This window comes from Microbaculum marinisediminis, assembly GCF_025397915.1.
Lineage (GTDB): Bacteria > Pseudomonadota > Alphaproteobacteria > Rhizobiales > Tepidamorphaceae > Microbaculum > Microbaculum marinisediminis.
Window position 1 is genome coordinate 1 of sequence record NZ_JALIDZ010000037.1, and the last position, 479, is coordinate 479.

1 protein-coding gene is annotated in these 479 nt (G+C 69.5%); it reads right to left on the reverse strand.

Annotation, left to right across the window (positions count from 1 at the left end; genetic code table 11):
- The coding region (locus MUB46_RS24490) for a hypothetical protein (protein WP_261618535.1) at window positions 1-479 on the reverse strand (479 nt) is incomplete at both ends.

Genomic DNA, 479 nt, shown 5'->3' on the forward strand with positions numbered 1-479 from the left:
TGACGCAGCGCGTCGACATCGGCCAAGGTCAGGGCCCGACCGCCCTCCCCGGCCTGCTTGATACGGCGCATCGCGGTCTTCAGGCCCGGCATGAAGTCGGGATCGTACTTCGCGTTCGTCGCTGCTTCCGTAACCGCGTTGTGCATCTGTCGCACCGCATCACGGGACAGGACCAGACCGGCGTCATCCGCCTGCTTGTAGAGGGTCTGTGCTTGCCGCTTCAGGTCCAGGGCGCCGGGCGTGGCCTCGCTGCGCAATCCGCGATACCGAGCACCGCCCCGGCTGGCAGGCCCGGCCATAATGCCCCCAAGGACGCCACCACCGCCGCTGATCGCCGCATTCGTGGCGATGCCGCCCGCGTCGAGTTCACCGGTCTCCGCAAGCTGCCTCGAAGCCGTGTCCAGCCCGCCCTCGACAGCGCCGGACAGCCCGCCGAAGAACAGCCGGGCAAGCAGCCCCTGCCCCGCAGCGGCGCCAAA